The organism is Paenibacillus sp. JCM 18996, from assembly GCF_055392555.1.
Genome location: NZ_AP043884.1, coordinates 1,909,781 through 1,932,498, shown reverse-complemented (window position 1 = coordinate 1,932,498; position 22,718 = coordinate 1,909,781). Strand labels below are relative to the sequence as shown.

General features: G+C 49.9%; 20 protein-coding genes. 13 read left to right on the top strand and 7 right to left on the bottom strand.

Features of this window, described 5'->3' with window-relative positions:
* Positions 1 to 95: 95 nt before the first annotated feature.
* From citZ to ACZ5N7_RS09595, 4 genes are all read left to right on the top strand, one after another.
* Complete coding sequence (gene citZ, locus ACZ5N7_RS09610; RefSeq protein WP_464659037.1) at positions 96 to 1,211, top strand: citrate synthase; 1,116 nt, start codon at positions 96 to 98, stop codon at positions 1,209 to 1,211.
* 120 nt (positions 1,212 to 1,331) lie between these two features.
* Positions 1,332 to 2,627 carry an NADP-dependent isocitrate dehydrogenase gene (icd, locus tag ACZ5N7_RS09605; protein ID WP_464659036.1) on the top strand — a complete coding sequence of 432 codons (1,296 nt, stop codon included), beginning with the start codon at positions 1,332 to 1,334 and terminating at the stop codon, positions 2,625 to 2,627.
* Positions 2,628 to 2,656: 29 nt separating this feature from the next.
* Complete coding sequence (gene mdh / locus ACZ5N7_RS09600; RefSeq protein ID WP_464659035.1) at positions 2,657 to 3,598, top strand: malate dehydrogenase; 942 nt, start codon at positions 2,657 to 2,659, stop codon at positions 3,596 to 3,598.
* Between the two features lie 338 nt (positions 3,599 to 3,936).
* Entirely contained in the window at positions 3,937 to 4,365 is a 429-nt protein-coding gene (locus ACZ5N7_RS09595; protein WP_464659033.1) for a hypothetical protein, read from the top strand.
* Positions 4,366 to 4,418: 53 nt separating this feature from the next.
* Here the strand turns inward: ACZ5N7_RS09595 and ACZ5N7_RS09590 are convergent, their stop codons facing one another.
* Positions 4,419 to 5,567 carry a polysaccharide deacetylase family protein gene (locus ACZ5N7_RS09590; protein WP_464659031.1) on the bottom strand — a complete coding sequence of 383 codons (1,149 nt, stop codon included), beginning with the start codon at positions 5,565 to 5,567 and terminating at the stop codon, positions 4,419 to 4,421.
* Positions 5,568 to 5,837: 270 nt separating this feature from the next.
* On the opposite strand from ACZ5N7_RS09590, the gene ACZ5N7_RS09585 reads away from it, so the two are divergent.
* The 3 genes from ACZ5N7_RS09585 (at position 5,838) to ACZ5N7_RS09575 (ending at position 10,034) form a co-directional block, all read left to right on the top strand.
* The gene (locus ACZ5N7_RS09585) at positions 5,838 to 7,385 is read left to right on the top strand and encodes a fumarate hydratase (RefSeq protein ID WP_464659030.1); all 1,548 of its coding nucleotides are present in this window, start codon (positions 5,838 to 5,840) and stop codon (positions 7,383 to 7,385) included.
* 39 nt (positions 7,386 to 7,424) lie between these two features.
* Positions 7,425 to 9,230 carry a two-component system histidine kinase PnpS gene (pnpS, locus tag ACZ5N7_RS09580; RefSeq protein ID WP_464659028.1) on the top strand — a complete coding sequence of 602 codons (1,806 nt, stop codon included), beginning with the start codon at positions 7,425 to 7,427 and terminating at the stop codon, positions 9,228 to 9,230.
* An 87-nt stretch (positions 9,231 to 9,317) separates the two neighbouring features.
* Complete coding sequence (locus ACZ5N7_RS09575; protein ID WP_464659026.1) at positions 9,318 to 10,034, top strand: response regulator transcription factor; 717 nt, start codon at positions 9,318 to 9,320, stop codon at positions 10,032 to 10,034.
* A gap of 229 nt (positions 10,035 to 10,263) precedes the next feature.
* Here ACZ5N7_RS09575 and ACZ5N7_RS09570 read toward each other — a convergent pair whose 3' ends face one another.
* The gene (locus tag ACZ5N7_RS09570; protein ID WP_464659024.1) at positions 10,264 to 11,121 is read right to left on the bottom strand and encodes a helix-turn-helix domain-containing protein; all 858 of its coding nucleotides are present in this window, start codon (positions 11,119 to 11,121) and stop codon (positions 10,264 to 10,266) included.
* A 129-nt stretch (positions 11,122 to 11,250) separates the two neighbouring features.
* On the opposite strand from ACZ5N7_RS09570, the gene ACZ5N7_RS09565 reads away from it, so the two are divergent.
* Positions 11,251 to 12,339, top strand: coding sequence for a Gfo/Idh/MocA family protein (locus tag ACZ5N7_RS09565; RefSeq protein WP_464659022.1), 1,089 nt, complete (start codon positions 11,251 to 11,253; stop codon positions 12,337 to 12,339).
* Positions 12,340 to 12,466: 127 nt separating this feature from the next.
* Here the strand turns inward: ACZ5N7_RS09565 and cydS are convergent, their stop codons facing one another.
* The 4 genes from cydS to ACZ5N7_RS09545 all read right to left on the bottom strand — a co-directional run bounded on the left by cydS (position 12,467) and on the right by ACZ5N7_RS09545 (position 17,290).
* Positions 12,467 to 12,568, bottom strand: a complete 102-nt coding sequence (gene cydS / locus ACZ5N7_RS09560; RefSeq protein ID WP_464659021.1) for a cytochrome bd oxidase small subunit CydS family protein — start codon at positions 12,566 to 12,568, stop codon at positions 12,467 to 12,469.
* 7 nt (positions 12,569 to 12,575) lie between these two features.
* Positions 12,576 to 13,595: a cytochrome d ubiquinol oxidase subunit II gene (locus ACZ5N7_RS09555; RefSeq protein ID WP_464659019.1), complete on the bottom strand. Its 1,020-nt coding sequence runs from the start codon at positions 13,593 to 13,595 to the stop codon at positions 12,576 to 12,578.
* Positions 13,588 to 14,937, bottom strand: a complete 1,350-nt coding sequence (locus ACZ5N7_RS09550) for a cytochrome ubiquinol oxidase subunit I (protein ID WP_464659017.1) — start codon at positions 14,935 to 14,937, stop codon at positions 13,588 to 13,590. The genes ACZ5N7_RS09555 and ACZ5N7_RS09550 overlap by 8 nt, the downstream gene beginning before the upstream one ends.
* Before the next feature lie 436 nt (positions 14,938 to 15,373).
* On the bottom strand, positions 15,374 to 17,290 hold the full coding sequence (locus ACZ5N7_RS09545; protein ID WP_464659015.1) for a methyl-accepting chemotaxis protein: 1,917 nt from the start codon (positions 17,288 to 17,290) through the stop codon (positions 15,374 to 15,376).
* Between the two features lie 238 nt (positions 17,291 to 17,528).
* On the opposite strand from ACZ5N7_RS09545, the gene ACZ5N7_RS09540 reads away from it, so the two are divergent.
* From ACZ5N7_RS09540 to phoU, 5 genes are all read left to right on the top strand, one after another.
* The gene (locus ACZ5N7_RS09540) at positions 17,529 to 18,410 is read left to right on the top strand and encodes a phosphate ABC transporter substrate-binding protein (RefSeq protein WP_464659013.1); all 882 of its coding nucleotides are present in this window, start codon (positions 17,529 to 17,531) and stop codon (positions 18,408 to 18,410) included.
* A gap of 197 nt (positions 18,411 to 18,607) precedes the next feature.
* Positions 18,608 to 19,447 (top strand): phosphate ABC transporter permease subunit PstC, encoded by an 840-nt coding sequence (gene pstC / locus ACZ5N7_RS09535; protein WP_464659214.1) that lies wholly within the window; start codon positions 18,608 to 18,610, stop codon positions 19,445 to 19,447.
* The gene (gene pstA / locus ACZ5N7_RS09530; RefSeq protein WP_464659011.1) at positions 19,444 to 20,301 is read left to right on the top strand and encodes a phosphate ABC transporter permease PstA; all 858 of its coding nucleotides are present in this window, start codon (positions 19,444 to 19,446) and stop codon (positions 20,299 to 20,301) included. Before pstC ends, pstA begins: the two co-directional genes overlap by 4 nt.
* Positions 20,302 to 20,306: 5 nt before the next feature.
* Complete coding sequence (gene pstB / locus ACZ5N7_RS09525) at positions 20,307 to 21,065, top strand: phosphate ABC transporter ATP-binding protein PstB (protein ID WP_464659010.1); 759 nt, start codon at positions 20,307 to 20,309, stop codon at positions 21,063 to 21,065.
* 47 nt (positions 21,066 to 21,112) lie between these two features.
* Positions 21,113 to 21,772: a phosphate signaling complex protein PhoU gene (gene phoU, locus ACZ5N7_RS09520; protein ID WP_464659008.1), complete on the top strand. Its 660-nt coding sequence runs from the start codon at positions 21,113 to 21,115 to the stop codon at positions 21,770 to 21,772.
* Between the two features lie 95 nt (positions 21,773 to 21,867).
* Here the strand turns inward: phoU and ACZ5N7_RS09515 are convergent, their stop codons facing one another.
* Positions 21,868 to 22,620, bottom strand: coding sequence for an HAD family hydrolase (locus ACZ5N7_RS09515; protein WP_464659006.1), 753 nt, complete (start codon positions 22,618 to 22,620; stop codon positions 21,868 to 21,870).
* Between the last annotated feature and the right edge of the window lie 98 nt (positions 22,621 to 22,718).

The window sequence follows — 22,718 nt, the reverse complement described above, 5'->3', positions numbered from 1 at the left end:
CATGAAATATCGATCTTATGTTTCTGGCTGGTGAAATGAAGCCAGCATTCCAGGCTGCATGGAAATGTGACAAGCACTGCAAAGGAGAGATATGAATGACAGCTACTAAAGGTTTGGAAGGCATTGTCGCCACGACGTCCGCTATCAGTTCCATTATTGACGGTGTGCTCACTTACGCCGGTATCGATATTGACGAGCTGGCCGAACACGCATCGTTTGAAGAAGTTATTTATTTACTGTGGTTCAAGAAGCTCCCTACGCAATCCGAATTAAATCAATTGAAATCGGACCTCGGCGCCGGCGCTGCAATCCCCGCTGAAGTCATTGAACAAATCAGGCAGTATCCGAAGGACGCGAATACGATGGCGGCTCTTCGTACCGCAGTGTCCAGCCTCGCTTTATACGACGGCGAAGCCGACGATATGAGCTACGAAGCCAACGTCAGGAAGGCAATTCGCCTGCAGGCGCAGCTTCCGGCAGTTGTCGCAGCTTTCGACCGCATCCGCAAGGGGCAAGAGCCTGTCGCACCGAAGAGCGGAGTTTCCCTAGCAGAGAATTTCCTGTACATGCTGACAGGCAGCGAGCCGAATGAAGTCGCGATCAAAGCGCTGGACAAAGCCTTGGTGCTCCACGCCGATCATGAGCTTAACGCTTCCACTTTCGCCGCGCGTGTAACCGTTGCCACACTGTCCGATATTTATTCCGGCGTCACTTCAGCCATCGGCGCCCTGAAAGGGCCTCTGCACGGCGGGGCCAATGAAGCGGTCATGGCCATGCTTGAAGAGATCGGATCCATCGAGAATGTCGACGCTTACATCCATAAAAAATTCGAGAATAAAGAGAAAATCATGGGATTCGGGCACCGCGTCTACAAGAACGGCGATCCCCGCGCCAAGCATCTGATGAAAATGTCCAAGGAGCTCGGCGAGCGCAACAACAACTTGAAATGGTACGATATGTCCATCAAGGTGGAAGAACTGGTTACCCGTATGAAAGGCCTTAAGCCCAACGTGGATTTCTATTCCGCTTCCGTGTATACTAGCTTGGAAATCCCCCGCGACCTGTTTACGCTGATCTTCGCAATCAGCCGTACGTCCGGATGGACGGCGCACATTCTTGAGCAGTACGAGAATAACCGCTTGATCCGCCCGCGGGCGGAATACACCGGACCGGTGAACGCGAAATTTGTTCCTGTCGGACAGCGCAAATAATAGCTTTATAAGTCTGCAACGGGCGGAATCGCATGGGAGGCGTCCACATTGAAGGAACGGCTTCGCTCGGTTCTCCCGTTGGTCCGTGTTTAAAGCAATCGAACCCAGGGAGGAATAATCATGGCTCAGTTTGAAAATTATGAAGCTCCAACGCAAGGCGAGAAAATTACGATTCAGGACGGCAAACTGCAGGTGCCAAACCAGCCCGTCATCCCTTTCATCGAAGGCGACGGAACAGGCCCGGACATCTGGGCGGCTTCCCGGCGCGTCCTTGATGCTGCGGTTGAGAAAGCCTATAAAGGCGAGAAGAAGATTGCCTGGTATGAAGTGTATGCAGGGGAGAAAGCTTTTAACAAATACAACAACTGGCTTCCTAATGATACGCTGACTGCAATGAGAGAATATATAGTATCCATTAAAGGGCCTTTGACCACTCCGATCGGAGGCGGTATCCGTTCCTTGAACGTGGCGCTGCGCCAGGAGCTCGATCTGTATGTGTGCCTGCGCCCTGTCCGTTATTTTGACGGAGTCCCTTCTCCTGTGAAGCATCCTGAGCTGGTGGACATGGTTATCTTCCGTGAAAATACCGAAGATATTTATGCAGGCATAGAATATGCCGAAGGCTCGGCTGAAGTGAAGAAAGTGATCGATTTTCTGCAGAAGGAAATGGGAGCGAACAAAATTCGCTTCCCTGAAACTTCCGGTATCGGTGTAAAGCCTGTTTCTTCCGAGGGCTCCAAGCGCCTTGTACGCGCAGCTATCGAATACGCGATTAAGCACGGCCGCAAGAGCGTGACGTTGGTTCACAAAGGCAACATAATGAAGTTCACTGAAGGAGCTTTTAAAAACTGGGGTTACGAGCTGGCCGAGCAGGAGTTTGGCGACAAGACCTTTACTTGGGCCGAATACGACCGTATTAAAGCGGAGCAGGGCGCGGAAGCAGCCGACCAGGCTCAAAAGAATGCGGAAGCATCAGGCAAAATCATCATCAAAGACGCTATCGCGGATATTGCTTTGCAGCAGGTGCTTACCCGCCCCAAAGATTTTGACGTGATCGCAACTTTGAACCTGAACGGGGACTACCTGTCCGACGCCTTGGCTGCGCAGGTTGGCGGAATCGGTATCGCGCCCGGCGCCAACATCAACTATGTGACAGGACACGCCATTTTCGAAGCGACTCACGGAACGGCGCCTAAGTATGCGGGCCTTGATGTGGTCAACCCTGGCTCTGTAATTCTTTCCGGCGTTATGATGCTGGAGCATCTCGGATGGCAGGAAGCGGCCGACCTGATTTATAAAGGCATGGAAACTTCCATCAACAACAAAACCGTAACTTACGACTTCGCCCGTCTGATGGAAGGCGCTACGCAGGTGAAATGCTCGGAGTTTGCCGATCAAATCATCGAAAATATGTAATTGATCTTTATCCCAAGGAGGTCTGCCCCATGGCTATTCGCCGTAAAAAGATCACTGTAGTCGGAGCGGGATTCACCGGTGCAACGACTGCTCTCATGCTTGCACAGAAAGAATTGGGCGATGTCGTTCTTTTGGACATCCCCCAGCTGGAGAATCCGACCAAAGGGAAAGCGCTGGACATGCTGGAAGCAAGCCCGGTGCAAGGCTTTGACAGCAATATTATCGGCACATCGAGCTATGAGGACGCGGCAGGTTCCGACATCGTAATCATCACTGCGGGTATTGCGCGCAAGCCTGGCATGAGCCGCGACGACCTGGTCAACACCAACGCCGGCATCATGAGATCCGTCAGCGAGAACGTGAAGCAGCAGTGCCCTGATTCGATCGTCATCATCCTGAGCAACCCGGTTGACGCCATGACTTATGTGGCCTTCCAGACGCTCGGTTTCCCTAAAAACCGTGTCATCGGTCAATCCGGCGTCCTGGACACCGCCCGCTACTGCACATTCATCGCCCAAGAGCTGAACGTATCCGTCGAAGACGTCCGCGGCTTCGTGCTTGGCGGACACGGCGACGATATGGTGCCATTGGTTCGCTACTCCAATGTGGGAGGTATTCCGATCGAGAAGCTGATCCCGCAGGACCGCATCGAAGCGATCGTTAAACGTACCCGCACAGGGGGCGGCGAGATCGTCAACCTGCTTGGCAACGGCAGCGCTTATTACGCTCCGGCGGCTTCCTTGGTACAAATGACGGAAGCGATCCTGAAGGACAAGAAGCGCATTATTCCCGCCATCGCACTGCTGCAGGGCGAATATGGGTACGATAACCTGTTTATGGGCGTACCGACTTTGCTGGGCGGAGACGGAATCGAGAAAGTGTTTGAATTGGAACTGACCGCGGAAGAGAAAGCGGCATTGGACAAGTCCGCCGAATCCGTTCGCAATGTGATTCAAGTGGTAAACGGCTAAGCAGCGTATAAAGAAAGGAAGGCATCCGGCATTTATGCTGCGGTGCCTTTTTCTTGATAGGAAATTGTGATTGAGGATCGATTCAGTCCCAACTCACTTTTGTCCCTGTTCGCGGCCTCTTTTCAAACCCTTTTCCCGTGCTTTTGAACAGCGACTTTCTTTTTGCTCTCCTTCTTTAGGTGCTTTGGGTTCAACGTGGCGATACAAACGTATTCAAACATTGCATAAATGAAACCTGGAGAAACCGTAAGGCTGTGCGGGCCCATTAGCTTGTGCTGTCTTTCACAATCCTTTATAATTAAAAACAAATAAAATCATCGTACTGATAGGAGGCATCCATGCATCAGCTGTTCGTTTTTCTTCATGTGCTAAGCGCGATTTTTATGGGGATATTCCTAATGCTGCCTTTCCTTGCCGCCAGAATCGGCTCCCTTTCAGGCCAGGCGCAGGCCGGTTTCCTTGGTGTTCTCAGAGCGGCTGTCCGCTCATCGCAATATGCGATCCTGGTCGCTTTCCTGACCGGCGGCTATTTGGTCGGCAAAGCAGGTTATTCCGTTCTATGGATGATTCTGGCGGTTGTACTGCTGCTTGCGCTCACTGCCTTCAGCGGAATCCTTCTGAAACGGCTGAGACTGTTTATGCAGCAGGTGAGTGGAGGAGGCAAGGGGACGGAGTCGGACCTTAGCCGTATCAAGACGTTCAGCCTTTTATCGGCGGTTGTGTTCTTATTGATCATCTTCTTGATGGTTTACCCGAATGTTTTTTAAACAGACTCAAAAAGAGCAGTCCTCACGGGATCTGCTCTTTTTTTGTATGCTGATCAATTCGCTGCATTAGTCGTCGCGCGGGCGGAAAACTTTTGAACATTAGGGTTGTAAACGATCTGGAAGCCTAACACCGTCTGAAGATCATCCAGGGAGATCAGGGCTCGATTGTTCTTTTGAATGATGGGCTTGACGAGATTTACATTTTTGCCCCCGGTCGAGAGCGTTTTGGAGTTCACTTTCCCGGTCCACTGCTTGCCTTTGTATTCGATGGTCAAGTTCTCTTTGTCCACTGCAAGTTTTCCGCCTAATTGTTCCAAAGCATCCGCAAGGCTGATCTCGCTTAACGGGGAATTCGCGGCAACGACACGTCTCAATATGGATGAATGAAGGCCTTCCGGGGTGATCGAAGGATTACCGGCATTAATTCTGGGAATCTGCATAATGTCCGTTCCACGGGTCGTCATATCAGGAGTGACTGTAAAAGCGTACTTGATTCCGCTCTGCATAAGCAAGCTTGTGGCTAGGGGCGTGAAGATTCCGAAAGGATAAGCAAATGAGTCGACTGGCTCGGGATACAGCTCGCTGATCTTCTGGACGCACGTTTTGGTATCGTTCAATATCCGCTGCTTGTACTCGGCTTCCGTTTCTTTCCTGGCGCCTGCGTTGTCCAATCCGATCAATGCGGCGCTGCCGTCGGCCATCTTATAATGAAGCTTGTCGGTATGGCATTGGATATCGATGAAGTTGGTGTCGTGTGTCATTTCGATGATTTCTTCGCGTGACATGGAGGGAATGTAGCTGGCGAGCGGGTTATCCAAATCTCCGGTTATGGCGAAGTTCACTGCGGGTATTCGCATGCTTTTGAGGATAGGGTAAGCATTGTCGTAAAAGCTGGCATATCCGTCATCAAAGGTAACCAGAACCGCGTTGTTGGGAACGGATGAGCCCTGCAAATATTCTTTGAACTGCTTTAACGTGATAAATTGATATCCTTTTTCTTTCAAATACGCGAGCTGGTCCCGGAACAGCTTGGTTGTAACCGTACCCGAGCTTCTCGCCATATCATCCACATGGTGGTACATAATGACGGCAACCTGTTCCTTATATAATATAGTGTTGTTTTTGTCGGCTCTGAGAACAGGGGCGATGATCGTTATCCCAATTAGAGTCAGGATAAAAATTTTCAACAAATTTCTTGTCATGTAGTTCGATACTCCCTTACTTATGTGGTTCAATATTCCCGATATTATAATAATTAGTCCTATTTTCGCAATATCCTGCTTCTAGTAATTATAGATTGTGTAAATATAAATTCGCTTCCAAAAATTGTAATCGCTTTCATTATAATTGCCTAGCTATTTTTTCGCAATAGTAAAACCGCTCTTTCGGGGATCAATTATGCTATAATGGAATTACTTTAATTTGGAGCAGTCTACTTTATTCTATGAGTCCCGAGAGGAGTTATGCGATTTATGCAAGGTTTTCAAAAAAGTATATACCATCTCATTGTAGAAGCATCCAGCAACCTGCCGGCAGACGTAAGAAAAGCGATCGCAGCGGCGCAGGAGCGGGAGGACCAAGGTACCCGTTCGGCGCTTTCGCTCAGTACGATTGCGGAGAATATAAGCATGGCCGAAACGAACGTGTCCCCGATCTGCCAGGATACGGGAATGCCCACGTTTATTATACACTGCCCTGTAGGCGCGAATCAGATCGCTATGAAGAAAGACATACTCTCCGCCATCAGGCAGGCGACACTGGAAGGCAAGCTGCGTTCCAACTCCGTAGACTCCCTCACTGGCGCCAACAGCGGAGACAACCTGGGACCGGGGACTCCGGTGATTCATTTTGAACAGTGGGAAAACGACGATATAGAAATAAAGCTGATCCTGAAGGGCGGCGGCTGCGAGAACAAAAATATTCAGTACAGCCTGCCTGCCGAGTTGCCCGGACTCGGCAAGGCGGGACGCGATCTCGACGGAATCCGCAAATGCATTCTGCATGCGGTCTATCAGGCGCAGGGCCAAGGCTGCAGCGCGGGCTTCATCGGCGTGGGCATCGGCGGAGACCGTACGACAGGGTACGAGCTGGCCAAGCACCAGCTGTTCCGTAAGGTGGACGATGTGAATGAGAACGGTCAGCTGCGCGAGCTGGAAGACTATATTATGGAGAACGCCAACAAACTTGGGATCGGAACGATGGGATTCGGCGGACAGGTTACGCTTTTGGGATGCAAAATCGGAGTGATGAACCGGCTGCCCGCCAGCTTCTTCGTCTCCGTCGCCTATAATTGCTGGGCTTACAGACGCCAAGGAGTGCTGCTGGACGCGACCGACGGAACGATCAAGGCATGGGTTTACCAAAGCGGCAGCGAGCTTCCGATGTCACCGGGCGCGGCCGAGCCGTCGGAAGCTGCTGCCTTAGGCCAGCCTGAACGCAGAGAGGTGGTGCTGCACACGCCGATCACGGAAGAGCAGGTGCGCCAGCTGAAGGTCGGAGATGTGGTGATTATCAACGGGTTGATGCACACCGGCCGGGATGCTCTGCACAAATATTTGATGGACCATGACGCACCTGTCGATCTGGACGGATCGGTCATTTACCACTGCGGCCCGGTCATGACCAAGGATGAGCAGGGAGAATGGAAGGTCAGAGCCGCCGGGCCGACTACCAGCATACGGGAAGAGCCTTACCAGGGCGATATCATTAAGAAATTCGGCATTCGTGCGGTAATCGGAAAAGGCGGCATGGGAGCGAAGACGCTTGCAGCGCTTGGAGAGCATGGTGCTGTCTATTTAAACGCCATCGGAGGAGCGGCGCAGTATTATGCCGAATGCTTCAAGAAAGTGAAGGGAGTCGATTACATGGAATTCGGTATTCCCGAAGCGATGTGGCATCTGCAAACCGAAGGCTTTGCGGCTATCGTGACCATGGACTCCCATGGAAACAGCCTTCATGCGGACGTGGAGAAGAATTCAATGGACAAACTTTCCTCGATGAAGGAACCGGTATTTCAGTAAAGTACAAATGGTGCAGTGTGCAGGGAGGCTGTCATTTTCGTGTTTAAATTCCGTACGAAGCTAACGTTTATATTTATTACTCTCATCGGCCTGTCTGTTCTTGCATCCGGAATTTTCGTAGCTAAAATGGTACAGCAATCCCATATTGAAAATTTGCGCAACCATTTATTACGTGAATTGAGAATTATAAGCACGACCGTCGACTGGCAGCGCACAGGCTCCGAATCCGAGCTCATCGCCTACTACTCGGCTGAAGTAAACAAGCTGAAGGAATCGGCGAATGCCCGGATCACGTATATCCGGGCGGACGGCAAGGTGCTTGCCGACTCCGACACGGATCCGGCCCAAATGGACAACCATCTGACACGGCCGGAAATCATCGAGGCAGGCAGAAACAATGTCGGCGAAGCGATCCGGTTTAGCCAGACGACGCAAAGCAACATGCTCTATGTCGCCGTTCCGATGAAGAACGACGGTGCCGTCACAGGATATTTGAGGCTTTCCATAAGCCTTACGGAAATCGAGCAGTCCATCGAACATATATGGTACGTCCTAGTGGCCGGTTTGTTCGCTCTCTTCATCGTCGCGGGTCTTATTTCCTTCCGCATAGCGCACGGGATTACCCAGCCCATTGCGAAAATTACAAGGGTGGCGCAGCAGATTACGCATATGAATTACAAGGCGCGGGTCAAATTCCGTAAAGGCGATGAAATCGGGCAGCTCGGGCAGGCGATCAACCGGATGGCGGATTCCCTGCAAATGCAGATGGACCAGATTCTGGAAAATGAAAGCAGGACCAAAAGCGTGCTGGAGAACATGCCGAGCGGCCTGCTCATGATCGATAAAGACGGCAGGATCATGCTGCTCAACCGCTCCGCAGAGGATATTCTGGGCTTTTCTTCCGCCGAGCTGGTGGGCAAGCCTTATAATGAAGCGAAGCAGCCTTTTGAGTTTACCCAGATGATCCAGGAATGCATAGATACCCGTCAGCCTCTCAGGGATGAGATTATTTTCTATTATCCGGAGGAGCGGATCCTGGAAATTTCACTTAGCCCGATCTCGCAGGCGGACGAGGAGTGGTCCGGAGTTTTGGTCATGCTCCACGATATAACGGCTGTCCGCAGGCTGGAGCGGATCCGCAGCGAATTCGTGGCCAATGTGTCCCATGAGCTGAAGACCCCTATTGCCGCGGTCAAAGGCTTCGCGGAAACGCTGCTGGCCGGAGCGATGAACGATAAAGAGACGACCAGGTCGTTTCTGCAGATTATTTTCGATGAGAGTGAGAGGCTTAACAGGTTGATCGGCGACATTCTGGAGCTGTCCAAAGTGGAGTCGAAGCGGATTCCGCTGAATTTCTCGCCGATTCATATGCACAGCTTTATCTCCAAATCGCTTGACATGATGAAGACCGAAGCGCAGAAGAAGAAGATCGGTCTCGAGATGTCCGTCCCCGAATCGATTTATTTGGAGGCGGATGAAGACCGGCTGCGCCAAATTATAATCAATCTTTTGTCTAACGGGATCAACTACACTCCCGAGGGGGGACATGTCCGCGTGAAAGTGGAGCCCGTCCTGAACGGAGATGGAGAAGACGAGCTGCTGCGGATAACGATATCGGACACCGGATTAGGCATTCCCAAGAAGGATCTGCCGCGCATCTTCGAACGTTTCTACCGGGTGGACAAAGCCCGCTCGCGCAGCTCCGGCGGCACGGGACTCGGGCTGTCCATCGTGAAGCACCTTGTGGAGCTGCACAGGGGAACGATCCGGGTCGAAAGCGAAGTTTCGATCGGATCGCGGTTCATTATTGAGCTTCCTATTGTCCATGAGCAGCGGGGGCCATAAGAATTAACATGAATTTTACAATTGTTTTGTAAAATCATGATATGATAAGTTTTGATTAAGTAAGTATTTATAAATCGGGGGATTCCCATGTCGCACAAAATTCTTGTCATTGAGGACGAGCCTACGTTAGCGAGACTTTTGTCCTACAATTTGAATCAAGAAGGCTATCAGACCCAAGTCATCGATCATGGGGGAGACGGCCTGCAGGCTGCTCTTCAACAGCCTTTCGATCTTATCGTTCTCGACATTATGCTGCCCGGTCTCAGCGGGTTTGAAATTCTTTCCAAGCTGCGGCAAAAAGGGATAAAAACTCCTGTGATCATCCTTACAGCGCGTAATGCGGAAGAAGAAGTCGTCCAGGGGCTTAAACACGGAGCGGACGATTACATTACGAAGCCGTTCGGGGTCGCCGAGCTGCTTGCCCGCGTAGCGGCCGTATTAAGGCGCACAGCGGCGGAAGAAATCGTAATGGACAAACCGGACGATGGGGAAAAAGTGATCACGATCGGAGAACTGAATATATATCCCGAGAAATATGAAGTGCTTCTGAACGGTGAGTCAATCCAATTGAGGCCGAAGGAGTTTGAAGTGCTGCTTTACCTGATCCAAAGGCCCGGAGTGGTCGTAACCCGTGACGATCTGATGAACATCGTATGGGGCTTCGATTATATAGGCGGCCAGCGCACGGTAGATGTGCACGTGAGCTCGCTCCGCAAAAAGCTAGAGATGAATCAGCAGTCCATACAGATCGAATCGATCCGGGGAGTAGGCTATAAACTTGTCTCCCAGACAAGCAAGAAATAGCTTTCTATGCGAGCCTTCCGGATGTACATTCTTGACGTTAAGAAGGCAAGTTGTCGATAACGGTAAAGCCGCTTTTTCACAGTGTTGGCTGCGAGGGGCGGCTTTTTTGTTGTATAGGAAATTATGCGAAGCAATTACTGTGGGATCAAGGGCGTTCCTCCAAAAGTAGTGGAAATATATGCTTCGCAGGTTTGTTTCACTTTTGGGGGATTTGTTCCGTCGGGCAGGTTTAAAGCATTTTCTTGCGGAATTCGTTAGGGGAACAGTGATTGAACTTTTTGAAGATTTTATAGAAATGGGCCATATTGGGCATACCGATCTGCTCGCCGATATAAGCCACGCTGTAGTCCTGGGTAAGCAGCAACTGCTCGGCTTTTTTGATCTTTTTGTAGTTAACGTAGTCGAGGAATGACATCCCAAGCACCTTTTTGAAATATTTCACAAAATAATAATAGCTGATATTGGCAACCCTGCTGGCTTCTTCGACATGGATCTTGTTGGTAACGTTTTGTTCGATGTAGTCGAGCACGGGCTTTAAACGCATTATATCGGCGGAATCCTTCTGCGTCAGCCCTTTCCTGGTGTCGTTGCGCACGAGGGTAAGCACCATTTGTTTGATCAAGATGGAGATAGCGATCTCATAGCCTTCCTGTTTGGCTACGGTTTCAAAATAGATTGCGTTTACATTGTTATAAATAGCTTGTCTGGCCGAGGCATTTTCCTGAAAAATGTAATTCAGTTCGCTTAAAGGAGTATGCGTTTCTGAGAAAAACTTCAAATAAGGAAGCGTGCTGGGATCAAAATATTGGCCTACATCAAACTGCAGTATGATATAATGCAGACCTGCGCCTTCATAGCAGCGGTCCTTGTGCAGCTCGGAGGATCCGATAAATAGCACGTCCCCCTGTGAGAGTTGATAGACATGGTCTCCAATGTGAATATCCATATAACCTTCAAGAATGACCAGAATTTCGAGCTCTTTATGGTAGTGCCATCTTCCGAAGGATTCCTGGTTTCTCTGAGTCCTGATCACCTTCATGGAAAGAAAAGGATTTTCGTAGCTGATCTTCTCGTTAAATGCTTCCATTACTTGGCCTCCAACAACAAAATTGCATACAAGTTTCCCTATATACGCAATATCTTTTTTATCAAACAAACTCTATATTATATATTGTAGTATTCCATCGCTCAGATTAAAAGGAGGATTTTTTAGGACATGACCAGAAAATTGTTCAGAATCGGAATTATCGGCTGCGGCGGAATCGCCAACGGCAAACATTTGCCCAGCTTGTCTAAATTGACCAATGTTGAGATCGTTGCTTTCTGTGATATTGTCATGGAGAGAGCGCAGGAAGCGGCTGCAAAATATGGGACGCCCGAAGCGAAAGTCTACAGCGATTACACTGAACTGCTTGAAGATAAAACACTGGATATCATCCATGTGTGTACGCCAAACGATTCCCACGCGGAAGTTACCATTGCCGCTCTCGAATCCGGCAAGCACGTTATGTGCGAGAAGCCAATGGCCAAAACAGCCGATGACGCGCGCCGTATGGTGGAGACGGCGAAGCGCACAGGCAAGAAGCTGACTGTCGGCTACAACAACCGTTTCCGTCCCGACAGCCAACATCTACATAAGATTTGCTCCGAAGGAGAGCTTGGCGAAATTTACTATGCCAAAGCCCACGCGATCCGCCGCCGTGCAGTTCCTACTTGGGGCGTGTTCCTGGATGAAGAGAAGCAAGGCGGAGGCCCGCTGATCGATATCGGAACCCACGCATTGGACTTGACATTGTGGATGATGAACAACTACAAGCCCAAGGCCGTCCTTGGAACTACGTTCCATAAATTGTCCGGTAAAGAAAACGCTGCCAATGCTTGGGGCCCTTGGGATCCGGCAAAATTCACAGTGGAAGATTCCGCTTTCGGCATGATCACTATGCAGAACGGCGCAACTATTGTCCTTGAATCCTCTTGGGCATTGAATACGCTTGATGTGAAAGAAGCCAAGTGTACGCTTTCCGGTACGGAAGGCGGAGCCGATATGGAAGACGGCCTTAGAATCAACGGCGAGAAGCACAGCCGCATGTATACTACCAACATCGCGCTAAACTCCGGCGGAGTGGCTTTCTTTGAAGGCGGCAAGGCGGAAAGAGATTCGGATCTGGAAATGAGACTTTGGATCGACGCCATCGAGAATGACAAAGAGCCGGTTGTAACGGCAGAGCAGGCTTGCGTCGTTTCCGAAATTCTTGAAGCGATCTACGAGTCGGCTAGAACCGGGCAAGCAGTATACTTTGAATAATCTATAACCGTCATACCGTGGCCAGCAGCCCATTTGGGATGCTGGTTTTGCTTTTGCCGGAGGGAAGCGTGGGGTGCGGCAACCCGCCGTGCAGCACCGCAACGCGCATTGGAAGAACGCACGCCCGTTAACGAATGTTGTCCTTAGTCAGCGTCCCCCATACGAAAAGCCCGACAACGGCCAGCATTACGACAAGGGGCGGGGCGATCATAAGCAGAAAAAACTCCATGGCTGGATCATCCTTTCTTGATTTTTCCCTGCACATAGGCGGCGTCGAACAGGAAAAGCCGCATGAGGAGATACAGTGAAGGTATGAGCAGGAGCAGCCCGGCAATAAATGCCACCACCAAGGCCAGCGCCATCGTATCGTTGGTGAAATTTTCATATAACGAAATGTACGGGTAAAGAATGTAAGGCAGGTGAGACGCCCCGTACCCGAAGAAGGCGAAGGCAAACTGCAGCATGATCATGAAAAACGCGAAGCCGTACCGCTTTCGCTGCCAAACGAAGTACACGGCGGCCAGAAAGCAGAGGAACGACAGGACGAACATCCAGGACAGGCGCACCATGTTGTTGAAGTGTTCGGGATTGTGCCGGCTTATGGCGAAAAATACGAGCAGGGAAGCGAGGATGGTAGGCGAGCTCCACCACAGCATATAGCCCCGTACCAGCTCAAGCGCATCCTTATCCTTGGCCTTATCGGCGTAATAAGTGAGAAAAGCGGAGGAAATGTACAGGACACTCACGATGGCCAGCAGGACGACGGACCAGGAGTAAGCGCTCGTGAACAATTTTTCATACAAAAGTATGACGTTCCCGCCCGTTTTGGTAATATAACCTCCTTCGGAAATCGTTAAAACCGTGGACAAAGAAGCCGGAATCAGCAGCCCGGTCGCCCCGTAAAGAAACAAGTAGATCGGCGTATGCCTGGTGCCGTATGTGCTGAAGGCGTAGTATGAGCCCCTGATGGCCAAAAGCACAATCGCAATGCTGCCGGGGATAAGCAGCGCCGTGCCGTAGTAATAAGCCGCATCCGGGAAAAAACCGACCAGTCCGACAAAGAAGAACACCAGAAAGACATTGGTCACCTCCCACACCGGGGATAAATAACGTTCGATAATTTTCTGGATAATGTGGTTTTTGCCTGTTTTTAAGCTGTAGTAGCTGAAAAAGCCGGCGCCAAAATCTATTGATGCGACAATCAGATAGCCGTACAAAAATATCCAAAGAGTGGTAACGCCAAGCAGCTCATACATGGGCAGGCCCTCCTTCGATCCCTTTTGCTATCAGCTCGTCCTCTGCGGTATTGTTGCGAAACATTTTTCTCAGTACTCTGGCGGAGGTCCAACCAAGCACGATATATAAAAGAAGGAACATGATGAGCGTCAGCCCGACATGGCCCGAGGTCGTCGCTCCCTCGGCTGTTTTCATGTAACCTCTCAGAATCCACGGCTGACGGCCCACCTCGGCGAAGATCCAGCCGAATTCAATGGCAAGCAGCGCAAGCGGTCCGCTGGCGACAATCAGCCGCAGCAGAATGCGGTTGTAAGGATTCCATCTGCGCAAGGTGGAAGACACGACGAACATGAGGCTGACGAGGCTCAGCAGAATGCCGATCCCGACCATGGCATCGAACAAATAATGGATAAACAGCGGAGGAGTGTTCTCCTTGGCGATCTGGTCGAGGCCCTTAACTTCGGCGGCCGGGTTCCCATGCGCCAAGATGCTTAAAGCAAAAGGAATTTTAATCGCGAATTTCACTTCATTGTCATGGGTTAGCACGCCGCCGATCAGCAGCGGGGCTTTCTCCACCGTTTCAAAATGCCATTCCGCCGCAGCCAGCTTCTCCGGTTGATAGACCGCAAGGAACTTGCCGGACAAATCGCCGACGAATGCCGTAGTCACCGAGAACACGAGGGCGGACACCATCGTGAACCTCAAAGCTTTGCGGTAGTACACATGCGTACGGTTCTTGAGCAGGGAGTAAGCCGCGATGGATGCCAGCACGAATGCGCTCGTCATGTAAGCGGAGGACAGTACGTGAGCCACTTTGCTGGGAGTGGCGGGGTTAAACATAGCCGTTAAAGGCTGAATGTTCGTAATTGTGCGGCCCGCGAGAGTAAAGCCCTGAGGTGTATTCATAAATGCGTTGACGGTCGTAATGAAAAATGCGGATGCGGAAGATCCGATCACGACGGGGATGACCAATAAAAAATGCTTGAGCGGATTGCCGAACCTGTCCCAAGTATAGAGATAGATACCCAGGAAGATGGCTTCAAAGAAGAACGCGAACGTCTCCATAAAAAGCGGCAGCGCAATGGATTGGCCGGCTATCTGCATGAAGCTTGGCCAGAGCAGGCTTAGCTGGATCCCTATACATGTGCCCGTGACGACGCCGACGGCGACGGTAATCACGAATCCACGGGCCCAGCGGCGGGCTAGCAGAATATAGTGGGGATCTTTTTTATGGATTCCGACCCATTCAGCCAATGCCACCATGAGAGGCACACCCACCCCGATTGTGGCGAAAATGATATGAAAGCCCAAAGTCAAAGAAGTCAGCATTCTGCTGTATGTTGCCGGGTCTTGATTGAACATGAATAAAATCACTCCTTTGGTTGTTCGTGGGTTACAAGTGCTGCACACGGATTACTTTAATGAAAAAAATGGCTCGCGAGAGACAGAAGCATAACGAAAGCGACGACCGCGCACAGAAGGATCAACCGTTTTTCCTGTTTTCCGTACTTGTCCATAATGGAAGGCTCCCTTTCTATATTTTATGCCGAGTATGTGATTTTTTTCACAATAAATATGTTCATTGTATGAAAATTGTTTGACGGGTTTATGTACATGCGGCCGACGGGAAAGGATTTTCAAACATACAGATATTACTAAAAGATAATTACCCAAAACAATTTAACTTGAAAATCAAATCAAATCAAATAGAAGCTGCCCTTAAACGGATATTCCCGCATATCGGACAGCCCCTTATTATGGCTTTTCGTTCATTCCGCCTGACAGCTGGTTATTCGCTTTACACCAGCACGGGCTCTTTTTCTGGCTTCGCTTGTTTTTCATCGCTTTTGCCGTCCGTCTCTTTGCTGTCCGTTTTATCCGGCTGCTGCGTCGCATGTCCTTCCTCAGTCTTGCCTCCTTGGTCGGGAGAGTAAGGAGGGGTGTCTTCAGACGGAGCGGCGTCTTCGATCCGGAAACGGTTTATTTCCATGAATAAATTCTGGGCCAATGTGTTCATGTCGGCGGCCTGAGCGGCAATTGCGCGAATGGCCTCATCCTGCTGGAAGGAGGCGGAGTTCACTTCCTGGACGCCGGCCGCAGTCTCAATCGCGGTGGCGGAGACGGTCTGTGCGGACTTTGCCAATATGGCGCTGCTTGCCGTAGCCTGGTCTACTTTCGTGTAAATCTGTTCGATCTGGGAAGAAATGAGCTGTATCGATTCCCGGATGGAATCGAAGGAGTGATGGGACTCCTCCACCTTCGAGCTTTGGGACTGAAGCGTTTCCCTGGCCAGCCTCATCTGGCTTTGCACTTTCTCCATCTGCTGCTGCAGGGTGTGGATCATAACTGAAATATCCTTGGAGGACTGGTTTGTCTGCGTGGACAAATGCCTCACTTCGTCCGCAATAACGGCGAAGCCTTTGCCATGCGCTCCCGCCCTGGCCGCTTCTATTGCGGCGTTTAAAGCCAGCACGTTGGTCTGGTTTGAGATTTCGGTAATCGTATTTACGATTTTCCCGATTCTAACGGAGCTCGCGCTTAACGTTTCCAGTGAAGTATACACCTTGTTCAGCATGTCTTCGGACAGCTCCGACGACTGTTTCAGGGAGTTCACGGCTTCATAGCCTATACGGGTCTTCTGGTTCGCCTGGGTGCCTGTTTCCTTCATGATGTCCGTATATTTGGCGATGTCCGAGATTTTGTCCTCCAACTCGTTCAGGATACTGGCGCTTTGTTCCGCAGCGGACGCCTGATTGTCGGCACCGACGGCGATATCCTCAATAGCTTTCAGAATGTCCGCGTTGGCATGGGCGGTGACTGATGACGATGATTGGAAGTCGAGGGAGGAGCGGGACAGTGACAGGGCAATTCCCTGCAGGTTCCCGAGCATGGCTCTGACGTTTCCGGTCATTCTGTCAAACCCCCTGCTTAAATCCCCAAGCTCGTCTTTACGCGTTTCATTCAGTGTATGCCGGAGATCTCCCTCCGCCATGAACCCTACCGCATGCTGAAGTTTCAGAATAGGGCCGAGCAAGGAACGAAGCAGAATGTACCCGATGACTGCGGCGAACAAGAGGGCAATGACAGAGGCCCAAAGCATAGCCCTGGAGGTGTTCGCGGAGGTTTGGTGCAAGGTCGCTTTAGCCTGGTCCGCTTCATTCGAGAACCTGACGTAAAATTGATCAACCAGACCGAAAATATTATCCTTAAGCATTTGAGATTCATTGTATAGATAAAGCATGTTTTTATCGATATCGACAGGATTCAAGCTTTTGTCCTGGACGGTCCTGGCGGCTGCATCAAAGTTGTTGATATAATCTGTGGAAGCCATAATCAGCTGGCTGCGGAGTTTCATTTGTTCAGCCGTCATGGCAGTTTCTCCCAACTTTTTGACCATCTCATTATAAGGCGCCTTTTTTTGGTTATACTTATCTATGTATTCAGGTTTCTTTGACAGTTCCAGGCCCGAAGCGATGATATTCATCTCCTGCACCGTCTCTTTCAATTCCAGGGAGAGCAGTTTCAACTGGACTTTGGCATCCTGCGTTTCAATGTCCCGGTTGATCGCCCTCATCTGCTGGAGGTTGAAGATAGCGACAATCAGGAAAAACGCCAGGACGATGCTGAAGCTTAAAATCAGTTTAGCGCGCAAAGAGAATTGCAAAGAGAACGGCAGCATTTTTTGGATTCTTTCGTCGATAAACTTTCGGAACACGTCGATTCCCCCACTTATGTAATGGTTCAATACAGTTTCACTACTACTATAAGGTTGATATGTTAAGAGAAAAGAACGCATTTGTCAATCCATTGTAAAAATATATCGAAAAAGCGAAAATTCTATCGAATCCTATCATTTTACAGAGAGTTTACAATTATCGGCATCATCGTTTACAAACCATTGATATGATGACGTGGTAAGGAGATTTTAACCATTTGATAGGAGGACATGGGAAATGTCGAAAAAGCTTGTCAGCTTCACCATGATTGCGATTCTAATCTTGGGGGTTCTAGCCGGATGCGGAAAGAAAGCAGAAAACACACCGACACCGGGCGCACAACCGACAACGCCAGCACCTAAAGCAGAAGAAATAAGCGGAACGGTAACAGCTTCAGGGTCAAGCGCGCTGCTTCCTCTGGTTAAAGAAGCTGCAAAAGATTTTATGGATAAGAATCCTAAAGTTACGATTAACGTAACTGCCGGCGGTTCCGGTACTGGCTTGAAGAACGTTGCCGACGGAACATCCGATATCGGTAACTCCGACGTGGCAGCAGGCGACGAATACAAAGATAAAGGTCTTGTTGACCATGTGGCCGCTATCGCTCCTTTTGCTCTGATCGTTAACAAAGATGTAACTATCGATAACTTGACCAAACAGCAAGCTGCCGATATCTTAACCGGCAAAATCAAGAACTGGAAAGAAGTTAACGGCAAAGACGCTCCGATCGTTATTGTGCACCGTGCAGAAGGTTCGGGTTCCCGCAAGCTTGTACAGCAAATCGTTCTTGATAACAAAGAGTTCACTAAAGAAGGCGTAGTACAGGATTCCAGCGGCGCAATGAAAACTGCAGTAGCTTCTACTCCTGGCGCCATCGGTTATGTGGATACTCCTTACGTGGACGACAGCTTGAAGGCATTGAAATTCGAAGGCGTAGCATTCAGCAAAGACGCTATCCAAACTAAAAAATATCCTCTATATGGTATTGAACACATGTACACTAAAGGTGAAGCTAAAGGTGCTGCCAAAGCATTCATCGACTACATTGTAAGCAAAGACTTCCAAGATAAAAAAGTCGAAGAGCTGAAATTCCTTCCTGCCAACCTGTTGAGCAAGTAATAACTGCTTGAATGACTATAACGGGACGCTATGATAGTGTCCCGTTATTGCCATGATCGGAAGTAAATGTTAATCTTTTGTAAAGAAAGAACAGTGTGAGGGGGTACCCTATCTTGCTTGAATCTGTAAACACAGACAAGGCACGCAATTCTTGCAATGCGTCCAAATGGACAAGATCTCAACAGAGCATCGACGTAATGATGAGATGGCTATTTATTGTCAGCGCTGTTCTTGTATCCATAGTTGTATTTTCCATTATTATTTTCGTAGGTTTACAAGGGTTGAAAACATTTCAGGACGTTTCACCGGCCCAGTTTTTCTTCAGCGGGGAATGGACGCCCAGTCAAAATAAATTCGGTGCTTTTTCTTTTTTGTACAGCACTTTATTGTTAACGTTTCTTTCCGTACTTTTTTCCGTTCCGCTAGCATTGTCCGGCGCCGTGTTCCTGGCCAAGATCGCGCCGAACTGGATGAGAGAAATAATGAGGCCGGCTACGGATTTGTTTGTAGGCATACCGTCTGTTGTGTACGGATTAATCGGACTTACCGTCATTGTGCCTACGCTGGGAAAGATATTTCATAATATCGGGTACGGCATTCTTCCGGCGGCCATAATATTGGCGATAATGATTATGCCGACGATTCTTTCCATTTCTGAGGATGCCATCCGAACCCTTCCCCGAGGCTTGGAGGAAGCGTCCCTGGCTCTGGGAGCGACTCGTTGGCAGACCATCTGGAGGGTGCAGATCCCCGCGTCGCTGCCTGGAATACTGACGGCGATCATTCTTGGCATGGGCCGCGCGATTGGCGAGACGATGGCTGTGTTTATGGTCATCGGCAACTCGCCAAAGCTGCCGAAATCATTGATGGATTCAACCACGGTTTTGACTACCGCAATCGTTAAAGATATGGGGTATACCCAGTACGGCACCACTTGGAACAACGCTTTATACCTGATGGCGCTCGTGCTGATGATTGTTTCGCTGCTTTTGATTTTGATCATTCGCATTGTGGCAAGGAGGAATGAGATTAAGTGAACAGTAAAACGACGGACCGGATTGCAACGATGTTTTTTTGGCTGTCCGGAATACTGATTATTCTTCTTTTGTCATGGTTTATCATCCGCATTCTCGGAGACGGGCTGCCTTATCTTACCTCGAAATTTATCTTCGGCAAGCCCCAGGAAATTATGGCCGGCGGAGGAGTAGGGCCCCAGTTGTTTAACTCCTTTTATATTCTCGCTCTTTCTTTGCTGTTCTCTTTGCCGATCGGGCTCGGGGCCGGAATTTATATGGCGGTGTACGCCAAGCAAAACAAATTCACCGATTTCATCAGGGTGTCAGTGGAAGCTTTGTCATCCGTGCCTTCCATTGTACTGGGGCTGTTCGGATATTTGCTGTTCGCCAACCTGATGGGCCTTAAATTTTCCATTCTCGGCGGGGCGGCCACTTTGTCCTTGTTGAATTTGCCGATCTTGGTCAGGGTGACTGAAGAATCCATCCGCAGCGTGCCGGGCTCTTACTGGGAAGCCTCTCTTGCACTTGGCTCCACGAAGTGGCAATCTATTCTCAAGGTGCTGATCCCTTCCTCTCTGCCGGGCTTGATAACCGGTGTGACCTTGGTCGCGGGCAGGGCCCTCGGGGAAACGGCGATTTTAATCTATACGGCGGGCCTGTCCGTTTCCCGACATTTCCCGGATTTCAATCCGCTCACAATGGGAGAAACATTATCCGTACATCTGTGGTATATCCAATCGGAAGCGATCGTTCCGGACGCCAAGCAGATTGCCAAAGGCAGCGCCGCGCTGCTGCTCATCATCGTCCTGATCTTTAATCTTCTCGTTGGAATACCGAGCCGTATTCTCCAAAAACGACTTTCCGGGGGGAACTAAACACTATGGCATCGCATAAAATTAAAGTGAATTCACTGAATCTGTTCTATGGCAGCAATCAGGCCCTTTATGACATAAAGATGGATATTTTGAGCAACTCGGTGACAGCTTTGATCGGACCATCCGGCTGCGGGAAGTCTACATTCCTGAGAACGCTGAACCGGATGAACGACCTGATCGACAATGTGAAAATAACCGGGGAAGTTCTAGTGGACGGCCAGAATATTTATGATGCCGATACGGACGTAGTCGTCCTGCGCAAGCGCGTCGGGATGGTATTCCAGCGGCCTAATCCGTTTCCTATGAGCATATACGACAACGTTGCTTACGGATCGAGAATCCACGGCACGAGAAAGAAGCAGGTGCTGGACGGGATTGTGGAGCGGAGCTTGAAGCAGGCGGCTCTGTGGGACGAAGTGAAGGACCGGTTGAACAAATCGGCGCTTGGTCTATCCGGCGGACAGCAGCAAAGGCTTTGCATTGCCCGGCTGCTCGCGGTCGAGCCCGATGTGCTTTTGATGGATGAACCCACTTCCGCGCTCGACCCGATCTCTACCTTAAAGGTCGAAGAGCTCACCCAGCAGCTGAAAGAGCGGTACAGCATCATTATCGTAACCCATAACATGCAGCAGGCGGCCCGTATTTCTGATTATACTTCCTTTTTCCTGAACGGAATCTTGGTCGAATCCGATCAAACCGAGAAGATTTTTACAAACCCAAACGATCAAAGAACCGAAGATTATATTACCGGAAGATTCGGCTAGCCTGGAAAGCGAGCTGATAAATGCAGTCTTGAGAAGGGGCGAACATAATGGATACAAGATTCAATTTTCATCAAATGGTGGAAGATCTGCAAAAGGATATCCTCACGATGGGAGCTTTAGTCGAAAGCCAGATCCGGCAGGCGGTGGAATCTCTTGCCTCTTTGGATGAAAAATTAGCCAGGGAAACCATTGGCAGAGACGACAAAGTCGACAACATGATGCTGGAAATCGAAGAAAAATGTCTCCGTCTGATCGCTCTGCAGCAGCCTATGGCGAGCGATCTGAGAATCATCGGCATGGCTTTCAAAATCACAAGCGACCTTGAGCGGATTGCGGACCATGCGGTCGATATCGCCAAGATCGCGCTCCGGCTGTCAGGCGAAAAGCTGTTCAAGAAGCTGATCGATATTCCGAGAATGGCCGAGCTGACCCAAGAAATGATCCGTGAGGCCCTGCTAAGCTATACGGAGAGAAATGTGCACAGAGCCGCTTCTCTTGCCGAGAAAGACGACGCTGTGGATAAGCTGTACGGCACGGTCATGACGGACACGACCGCAGCTCTGGGAGCCGACGCGGCTTTGAACAGGCAGGCGGTGCAGCTTATGTTTGTCGCCCATTTCCTGGAAAGAGTCGCAGACCATACGACCAATATCGGGGAAGGCGTAATTTACATGGTGACCGGAAAAAGAAAAGATTTGAACATCTAGGAAGTGAATGTGACCGCGGACAACGGGACCGGCGCAGGTTGGACAGATCTGAAACGACAGGCATGCAGGTCTCCCGCGCAGAGAAAGTGTTGCAGTCAGAACAGATCGAGCAGTTGTTTGATTTTTACAATCGTAATCACTTTACCGTTCCCAACCTTGCGTTGGGACATTTTTTTTGCGTGGTTCGGATGAATCCATACGGCGTCCATGCCGGATTGGGTGGCACCGCATATGTCGTTTCGCCAGGAGTTTCCCACCATTACGCTTTGGCCGGATTTAATGTCCATCGATTTCAGAGCATGCTGAAATATGGTCGGGTTCGGCTTTTTGTATTCCCCTTTTATCGATGTGAAAATGTTTTGTTCGGGAAAAAACTCCGAAAGGTTCAGGCGCGTCAGGTTGGACTGCAGCAAATCCTTGTTGCCGTTGCTGATGATGGCAAGAGAATAGGAGGGAGATAAGGCGGTGAGCGTCTCCAGCACGTCGGGGAACAGCTCCGTATGGCTGCCTTGAATCTCCTTCATGCGGGAAAAAAACATTTTCGGGAAATTTTCACTGACCGGCACAGAAAATGAGGAAATGGCTTCCTTGAGGCAGAGCTGCTGGATTTGTTCTTTCGTTTGGTTTTCCGTACGGTATCTGAGCTTGCCTTTATCATTCCAAAGGTTCTGGTAAGCGTCAAGCACAGCCTCCGGTTTCCACTCGGCTTCCTCCGCGGACCACCTTCCAGTAAATTCATTCAGTACTTCCAGAAAACAGCCGTAAAAGGTTTTCTTTTGATCGACCAACGTATTGTTCATATCAAAGAAGATCACTTTCTTTCGGCCGGGGGAGAAAAAACGTTTCATCTTCGATCCTCCTTCCCAACAAACAATGGCTCCGTTATCACTCTATATATTATGTTATGTAACGAAGCTTCACCAAGTACCTATAGAGCTTGATTGGA

Excerpts from the sequence above, each read along its gene's own strand:
- ACZ5N7_RS09555 (WP_464659019.1), bottom strand. The coding sequence starts at position 13,595 with ATGTATGAGCTGCTTGGCGTTACCACTCTTTGGATATTTTTGTACGGC.
- ACZ5N7_RS09565 (WP_464659022.1), top strand. The coding sequence starts at position 11,251 with ATGACCAGAAAATTGTTCAGAATCGGAATTATCGGCTGCGGCGGAATC.
- ACZ5N7_RS09595 (WP_464659033.1), top strand. The coding sequence starts at position 3,937 with ATGCATCAGCTGTTCGTTTTTCTTCATGTGCTAAGCGCGATTTTTATG.
- ACZ5N7_RS09590 (WP_464659031.1), bottom strand. The coding sequence starts at position 5,567 with ATGACAAGAAATTTGTTGAAAATTTTTATCCTGACTCTAATTGGGATA.
- ACZ5N7_RS09585 (WP_464659030.1), top strand. The coding sequence starts at position 5,838 with ATGCAAGGTTTTCAAAAAAGTATATACCATCTCATTGTAGAAGCATCC.
- ACZ5N7_RS09540 (WP_464659013.1), top strand. The coding sequence starts at position 17,529 with ATGTCGAAAAAGCTTGTCAGCTTCACCATGATTGCGATTCTAATCTTG.
- pstC (WP_464659214.1), top strand. The coding sequence starts at position 18,608 with ATGATGAGATGGCTATTTATTGTCAGCGCTGTTCTTGTATCCATAGTT.
- ACZ5N7_RS09570 (WP_464659024.1), bottom strand. The coding sequence starts at position 11,121 with ATGGAAGCATTTAACGAGAAGATCAGCTACGAAAATCCTTTTCTTTCC.
- pstB (WP_464659010.1), top strand. The coding sequence starts at position 20,307 with ATGGCATCGCATAAAATTAAAGTGAATTCACTGAATCTGTTCTATGGC.
- ACZ5N7_RS09575 (WP_464659026.1), top strand. The coding sequence starts at position 9,318 with ATGTCGCACAAAATTCTTGTCATTGAGGACGAGCCTACGTTAGCGAGA.
- citZ (WP_464659037.1), top strand. The coding sequence starts at position 96 with ATGACAGCTACTAAAGGTTTGGAAGGCATTGTCGCCACGACGTCCGCT.
- ACZ5N7_RS09550 (WP_464659017.1), bottom strand. The coding sequence starts at position 14,937 with ATGTTCAATCAAGACCCGGCAACATACAGCAGAATGCTGACTTCTTTG.
- cydS (WP_464659021.1), bottom strand. The coding sequence starts at position 12,568 with ATGGAGTTTTTTCTGCTTATGATCGCCCCGCCCCTTGTCGTAATGCTG.
- phoU (WP_464659008.1), top strand. The coding sequence starts at position 21,113 with ATGGATACAAGATTCAATTTTCATCAAATGGTGGAAGATCTGCAAAAG.
- icd (WP_464659036.1), top strand. The coding sequence starts at position 1,332 with ATGGCTCAGTTTGAAAATTATGAAGCTCCAACGCAAGGCGAGAAAATT.
- ACZ5N7_RS09515 (WP_464659006.1), bottom strand. The coding sequence starts at position 22,620 with ATGAAACGTTTTTTCTCCCCCGGCCGAAAGAAAGTGATCTTCTTTGAT.
- mdh (WP_464659035.1), top strand. The coding sequence starts at position 2,657 with ATGGCTATTCGCCGTAAAAAGATCACTGTAGTCGGAGCGGGATTCACC.